Genomic DNA, 6,011 nt, shown 5'->3' on the forward strand with positions numbered 1-6,011 from the left:
CGCCATCCGCCGCCTCCAAGAACTCGGCTACAACGTCACCTTAAGTAACCAGGAGGCAGCCTGACCCACCTTACTTTCGTATTAGGCACGCACCCCATTTCGCGAGCACTTTAGATGAGTCTCGTCGACATCCTGGCGACCTGGATGTTCTCCAGTTGCCGCTGCGTGTTCTGGTCCAGACTGCTGACCCGGATGTATCCCAGACGCTGACCGCTCACAGTACCTCCACGATTGAAACTGTCAGGATGAAATCTTAGACCTACGGCTACTTATGTCAATAAATAGAAAATATGACTTCACTCTGACAGATGACGTGGCTTGATGCCTGACGTCCGTTTGGGGTGTACCCCAACTTGGCGGCTCAGGACACGTTCAGGAGTACTGGGCCAATGGTGCGTGTTTCAAGGTAGTCAGTGAGTTCCAGGATGGAGGTGTTGTGGTGCCGCAACTGGGAGAGGTTGCTTTCGAGGGTGGCAAGTCCTGCGCGCTGCTCAGCGGTGAGGTTGGTCTGGGCTGCCCACCTTGCCGCAGTGTCCTCGAACAGGGTCAGATCTTCCGCTTGTTCGGTGTAAACCCGGCGAGTTTCGGATACATCGTGATCGGTAAGGACGTGGGGCTTGCTGCGGGCTTGTTCCAAGGTGGCGGCGGCTTCGCGGAGTTCAATCAGCCAGGGGCTGGTGTACTCGAGGAAAAATCCCAGTTTCGAGATGGGGTGCTGTATTGGATCGCTCATTCATTTCTCCTCAAAACAACCCCGGAATTGTTTCATAGATGGGTTTCACGCATCAGTCCTGATGCAACATCCTATGAAACATGATTGGTCCTCACCTACTCACGCAGCCAATCGCTTTTCATAGGCGGTCACCTATGAAACACCCTCGTCCCGAGCGACTACCGCCACTGACCGTTCCAATGTTGCTCACGCCCCGACCACGCTGCATTCGCTGTGCCGTCTCCCACCAGGCAACACGCTCGAACCATCGCGTGGGCTCGACGATTACATGCCAGCTACTCCCCTGCGTCACAAATGACACCGGTACACCAGCCGGCGTCGAAACCACATCAAGAATTTCCATGGCTGACAACGCTATCCGATGGGCCAGACAAGTAGATCGCACATTATACAAAGTGGTACCACTTACACACCACACCATAACCACACTAGTGTGGTATTGACACCACATCGACACCACACTAATGTGGTGCCATGATCTTGTTAATAGCCCACGTAAAAGGCGGGGTAGGGAAATCGACTATCACCGTTAATATCGCCGCCGAACTCCAACGTCAGGGCAAGGACGTGTTGATCCTTGAAGCGGACCCCACCGTGCATACAGTCTGGAACTGGGCTAGAGATAGAGAAGCCAACGGATACCCCAGAATCCAGTGTCTAAAGCAGACCGGTAACCTTCACAGCACCCTCGTGGACCAAGACAAACGCTATGACGTTGTGCTGGTGGACACTGCGGGTAAGGACAGCAAGGAAATGCGCACGGCCATGACCGCAGCCCATGTCCTCATCGCACCCATGCAGCCCAACCAGGCAGACCTCGACACGACGCAAGCCCTAGTCGAGACGATCGAACAAGCCCGTGATTTCAATCCTGACCTAAAGGTAGTAGGAGTCCTCAACCGCGCCAGCACACACGTCTTCGCCACCGACGTCAAAGACAGCAGGGCATACCTTGACGAATACCCCGAGCTACCCATTGCAGACAGCGTGATCTACGACCGTTCTGCCTTCCAAAAGTGTCTAGACGACGGCAGGGGAGTGGTGGAAATGAAGGATCAAAAAGCCAAGGCAGAGATTCAGCTACTCACGCAGGAGGTAACAGGATGGTGAGGTCACGAGCCCGCACAGCCCCGCCCACGGAGGCGGAAATTGAAGCTTTCGGCAATATGGCCGAACAACCACCACAGGCCCCGCAAGCGCCGCCAAGCGAGGCGCCACGCAGACACAAGGAACCCAAAGTCACCGGATACAACTTCCGAATGACCGCCACCCAGCAAAAACTCCTCAGCCAGGCTGCCGAAGCAGAAGACATCAGCCAGCAAAAACTCCTCGAACGCATCGTATGGCCAACACTGACGGCCCGATACGGAGAGACCACAACTAAATAAAGAGTGCCCCGCACGGCCTAGACAACTACACGGGGCACCCACTCACCGATCAAGGAGAGCATCATCATGATCCCAGAAACACGGCCTCCACGCACCTTCCGGCACTTCTCATTCACCGCCGCTACCGACCGGCGCAGCCGCCGGCGGTACAAGAAACCGGCCCCCACACTCCAAGTCTCGGGATGGTGCCTTCACGGCCGCTGCGTTTCCTCCGGCCCCTGTGACACAGCTGCCTGTCAGTGCCCCTGCCACACACCCAATACGCCTTGCCCAGGGCAATGAAGAACAAACACCGGTCGTCCGCTGCGCGTCCGGTTGTGGGGCGTCCGGGCCGGGCTCCGCAAGCTCCGCCCGGCCCGGCCACCTGTTTCTACGCTTCGCGTTTTTTGGTTGCTGTCCTTCGGATAGTACGTGACCGCTCCACCCCGTCTAGCCCCTCCTTCGTCGGTGCCTGCGTCCAGGAATTTTTGTTCCGGCGCTCCTGCGTCGCTTATTTCCTCCACAAAACATTCCCTCCCTTGCCCTGCGGGTAGACAGGCCTCCGTCGGCCACAGCTACGCAAGCTTCGCCAGCAACCAAAAAACAACGGGGGAGAAGAGAGAGCAGCTGGCCCGGTCACACCGCCCACTCACCCCATCCTCTGCAAAGGAACAAAACCATGAACGAGAAAACACAGGAGCTGGTCCAGCTGGACCCTGCCACCCTGACCGTTGAGACCAACGTCCGCAAGGACGCAGGACTGACCCCGGCCTTCGTCGCCAGCGTCCGCGAGAACGGGGTCCTCGAACCCGTCATTGCCCACCGGAACGCCGACGGCACCGTGCACGTTCTGATGGGCCAGCGTCGCACCCTCGCAGCCGTCGAGGCCAAGCTGGCCACCATCCCCGTGGTTGTCATCGAAAGCCCCGACGAGGCCGAGCGCATCATCAACCAAGTGGTGGAGAACATCCAGCGCGCAGAGCTGGGCCACTCCGATCAGGCCGAGGCCTTCCAGCAGCTTTCCCTGCTGGGAATGCCAGCGGCGAAGATCGCCAAGAAGATGGGCCGCACCAAGGCCGACGTGGAACACGCCCTTGACGAACATTGGAACAGTATCCGGCGGTAAGAGCGTATTCAAAGCCGGGATGCTTCGGATGCCGAAAGACGGCCGAGAAGTTCACCGCTTTGGGTGTCCCCTTCCAGGAAGTGGATCTGACCACGACACCGAATGCAATGGAGTACGTCACGGAAGACCTCGGGTATTCCCAGGCGCCCATCATTGTGGTGGATGACCACTTCCATTGGGCCGGGCTGCGTCCAGACCTTATCGAGCAGGTGGCTACCCTGCACGCAGCCAACACGGCTGGCGCCTCCGCCGGGGGAGAGTAGGGGAGTGGCATGGATGAGGAAGAGCTGGCTGAATTCATTACGCATGACACGCTGTCCTGGCGTATCTGGATGAACGGCTACGAAATTGGCCTGTTTCAGGGCCACCAAGATGAGCGGGCGGGCATGGAGGACCTGGCCGATCTGGTAGCGCGCCGGCAGCTGGTCTTGGAACACTGCCAGGAACAAATAAGAGCGGAGCGGGCTAACACGCTGACCATGGCCGAGGTCCGCCAGGCCATGGACCGCACCCGTATTGGCAAATACACCGGTGGACCGGTGCCTTGGGACAAGGACGGCCATGAGTAAGCAGAAACCCTCATCCTTCGCGCCCTACTTCACCAGTACTGATGCGGACCAGGTCCGGGCAGCCTTCCTGGCCGCTGGCCAGCTCGAAGGCTACGCCTCCATCTCCGAGCTGATCGAGACAGCCACCCTGAAGGAAGTCCGGCGCCTGCAGCGCAAACACAACAACGGCCGGCCCTGGGACGGGGCAAGCCCCGGGAGCCTGCGCCCGGGACAACGCACCCGAGCAGAACAAACCACAGAGCACCAAGGCAAGCCATGAAGATCGAACGGGCCCGCCTGCGAGACACACCCGCCCTGGCCTGGACAGCCGCGCGGGCCTTCGCAGCTGAATCCGCCAAGGCCGGCATTCGCCGCCGCGCCCGGGGTCTCTACCTGATGCACCTGTATTCCCTTGCCTTGCTGGCCCGTGGTGGCCGGCTGTGGCATTGGGAGAAGAAGGCGATCATCGTCATCGAGTACAAGAAACCGCCAACACGGTGGAGGTGGCTCGCACCAGCTGGCCTCTGTGTCGTGGTGGCCATTGCCTTGTCCACGTGGATCCGCACGGCCGACAGTGCCGGACTGCAGGCCCTTCTGGCGATCATGAAGGCCGGCGGGGGAGTCCTGGTCATTGTCCTTGTACTGTTGCTGCCGGCCATCATCCCCGCACTGAGGGAGATGCACCCCCGACGTTCCGCACGGAACGCGAATGCCATCCGGGAATGGAGACGGACGCTGCCCGGGCGGGAGGCCTACAAAGTCTCCTACCTCGCCATGTACCCGCAAACCCGCGAAGGACTCGCCTTCGCCAGGGCGGCCATAGAACACGTCGTCCCGGCAGGGGCGCCGCTCTACACCGAAGCGCGCAGCGAAAGCCACAAAGCCATCTACGCCCGCCGCGGCCTCCACCCGCTGGCGACCGCCGCCGGCACGCCCACCCTGGCCATGGGCACCCGCTAGGAAGACACCGGGCGCCGGCGGGGCGGTGCCCGGATCTGGGGCGGCGGAAGACGGAGAGTTCTCCAGATTGAAGGGCGGAGAAGTGTCTCTTTAGTAGTAATCGTAGTAGTATTACTACTACGATTACTACCAAGGGAGAGCCGCCGTGGCCGAGCAGTCAGTCAAGGATCGCGTTTGCGCCGCCGCCGATCGCATCAGCGCCGAGAAGAACCCCACGGTCGCCACCGTGCGCGAAGCCGCCGGCGTGTCCAACGCCGACGCCACCAGGTTCCTGAAGGAATGGCGGGCCGAACGCGACAGTGCCGGTTCCAAGATCGCCGCGACGCCGTCCACCATCACGGAGCAGGCCCTGCGCCTCGCCGGCACCGTGTGGGAGGAAGCCGTCCGCACCGCCACGGCCGAGCACGCCATCATTGAAAAGGCGTGGCGGGACGAGAAGGCCCACAAGGATCGCGAGATCAACGAACTCGCCAGCGACCTCGACACGGCAGCGCGCACTCACCAGGAAACCACCAAGGAACTAAAGGCCCAGGTCGAAGAAGGCAACCAGGCCGCCCGCGACAACGCTGCCGCCGCCGCCGAGGCCCGTGATCAGCTGGCCATTGCGGACCGGAAGCATGCCGAAGACATGGCCGAACTCAAAAGCCAACTGGCCGAAGCACGCGCCACCATCACAACCCTCCAGAAAACACAAGACGCCCTCATCGCCCGCATCCAACCGGTGCAGGATACGGAGCCCACGCGGGCGAGTGGAGACTCGAAGAAGGGATAGCCCAGGCCAACGGCCTCGGTATCATCCCCGTTTGAACAGGGCAGATACTGTCGCTGCCAACTTCTCTGTCAGCCCGGCAACGTCCAGTGCTGCCCTGACCTTCTTTCGCGCTGGCTGGAAGCCGAGTCCGGTCACGTCAGTCGAGGTGGCGACTGTTTCGGCTTCGGCGGCAAGGTCTGCCAGCTCAACGTGCTCGGGATTCTCTTCATCGAAGAGGGGAATCGGCAGCCGCCATACATATGTATCGAAGTGACGTGCCCCGAACAGTCCTCGCGATTGATATTCAGAGACAGCTTCTGTAGTGGCGGGAGAATTGAGAATGGCAGTCAGATAGCGTGCTTCAACAAGATTGCGTGCAGGAACCCAATAGAGGGCATGTGGTTGGGTCCCCAGGTAGAAGTCCAGTGTCTGTGTGAGTTTCGTGTCCGAGAATGGACACAGGAGGAAATTCACGAATCATGGCACGCAGACACACCCCCGAGCAGGTCATCGCCAAAGTCCGGCA

General features: G+C 60.3%; 10 protein-coding genes. 8 read left to right on the forward strand and 2 right to left on the reverse strand.

The features are described 5' to 3' along the window. Nucleotides 1–361: 361 nt before the first annotated feature. Entirely contained in the window at nt 362–733 is a 372-nt protein-coding gene (locus tag J1M87_RS23805; protein WP_206492271.1) for a hypothetical protein, read from the reverse strand. A gap of 474 nt (nt 734–1,207) precedes the next feature. On the opposite strand from J1M87_RS23805, the gene J1M87_RS23810 reads away from it, so the two are divergent. From J1M87_RS23810 to J1M87_RS23840, 8 genes are all read left to right on the forward strand, one after another. After that, nucleotides 1,208–1,843, forward strand: coding sequence for an AAA family ATPase (locus J1M87_RS23810; protein ID WP_206492272.1), 636 nt, complete (start codon nt 1,208–1,210; stop codon nt 1,841–1,843). A gap of 149 nt (nt 1,844–1,992) precedes the next feature. Continuing rightward, entirely contained in the window at nt 1,993–2,121 is a 129-nt protein-coding gene (locus J1M87_RS29115) for a hypothetical protein (protein WP_274611074.1), read from the forward strand. A gap of 658 nt (nt 2,122–2,779) precedes the next feature. Next, nucleotides 2,780–3,226 carry a ParB/RepB/Spo0J family partition protein gene (locus tag J1M87_RS23815; protein ID WP_206492273.1) on the forward strand — a complete coding sequence of 149 codons (447 nt, stop codon included), beginning with the start codon at nt 2,780–2,782 and terminating at the stop codon, nt 3,224–3,226. Next, entirely contained in the window at nt 3,205–3,489 is a 285-nt protein-coding gene (locus J1M87_RS29490) for a glutaredoxin family protein (protein ID WP_206492274.1), read from the forward strand. Before J1M87_RS23815 ends, J1M87_RS29490 begins: the two co-directional genes overlap by 22 nt. Before the next feature lie 9 nt (nt 3,490–3,498). Continuing rightward, nucleotides 3,499–3,795: a hypothetical protein gene (locus tag J1M87_RS23825; protein ID WP_206492275.1), complete on the forward strand. Its 297-nt coding sequence runs from the start codon at nt 3,499–3,501 to the stop codon at nt 3,793–3,795. Next, nucleotides 3,788–4,054: a hypothetical protein gene (locus J1M87_RS23830; protein ID WP_206492276.1), complete on the forward strand. Its 267-nt coding sequence runs from the start codon at nt 3,788–3,790 to the stop codon at nt 4,052–4,054. Before J1M87_RS23825 ends, J1M87_RS23830 begins: the two co-directional genes overlap by 8 nt. Further along, nucleotides 4,051–4,734 carry a hypothetical protein gene (locus J1M87_RS23835; RefSeq protein WP_206492277.1) on the forward strand — a complete coding sequence of 228 codons (684 nt, stop codon included), beginning with the start codon at nt 4,051–4,053 and terminating at the stop codon, nt 4,732–4,734. Before J1M87_RS23830 ends, J1M87_RS23835 begins: the two co-directional genes overlap by 4 nt. Nucleotides 4,735–4,879: 145 nt before the next feature. Then, the gene (locus J1M87_RS23840) at nt 4,880–5,506 is read left to right on the forward strand and encodes a DNA-binding protein (RefSeq protein WP_206492278.1); all 627 of its coding nucleotides are present in this window, start codon (nt 4,880–4,882) and stop codon (nt 5,504–5,506) included. A 21-nt stretch (nt 5,507–5,527) separates the two neighbouring features. On the opposite strand, the gene J1M87_RS23845 is transcribed toward J1M87_RS23840, so the two are convergent. Further along, nucleotides 5,528–5,959, reverse strand: coding sequence for a hypothetical protein (locus J1M87_RS23845; protein WP_206492279.1), 432 nt, complete (start codon nt 5,957–5,959; stop codon nt 5,528–5,530). Nucleotides 5,960–6,011 lie beyond the last annotated feature (52 nt).

It is taken from the genome of Rhodococcus sp. KRD162, assembly GCF_017168335.1.
In the GTDB taxonomy this organism is placed as follows: Bacteria; Actinomycetota; Actinomycetes; order Mycobacteriales; family Mycobacteriaceae; genus Rhodococcoides.

Bases quoted from the DNA above. Each gene is read 5' to 3' on its own strand.
- J1M87_RS23805 (WP_206492271.1), bottom strand. From the start codon at position 733: ATGAGCGATCCAATACAGCACCCCATCTCGAAACTGGGATTTTTCCTC.
- J1M87_RS23810 (WP_206492272.1), top strand. From the start codon at position 1,208: ATGATCTTGTTAATAGCCCACGTAAAAGGCGGGGTAGGGAAATCGACT.
- J1M87_RS29115 (WP_274611074.1), top strand. From the start codon at position 1,993: ATGACCGCCACCCAGCAAAAACTCCTCAGCCAGGCTGCCGAAGCAGAA.
- J1M87_RS23815 (WP_206492273.1), top strand. From the start codon at position 2,780: ATGAACGAGAAAACACAGGAGCTGGTCCAGCTGGACCCTGCCACCCTG.
- J1M87_RS23825 (WP_206492275.1), top strand. From the start codon at position 3,499: ATGGATGAGGAAGAGCTGGCTGAATTCATTACGCATGACACGCTGTCC.
- J1M87_RS23830 (WP_206492276.1), top strand. From the start codon at position 3,788: ATGAGTAAGCAGAAACCCTCATCCTTCGCGCCCTACTTCACCAGTACT.
- J1M87_RS23835 (WP_206492277.1), top strand. From the start codon at position 4,051: ATGAAGATCGAACGGGCCCGCCTGCGAGACACACCCGCCCTGGCCTGG.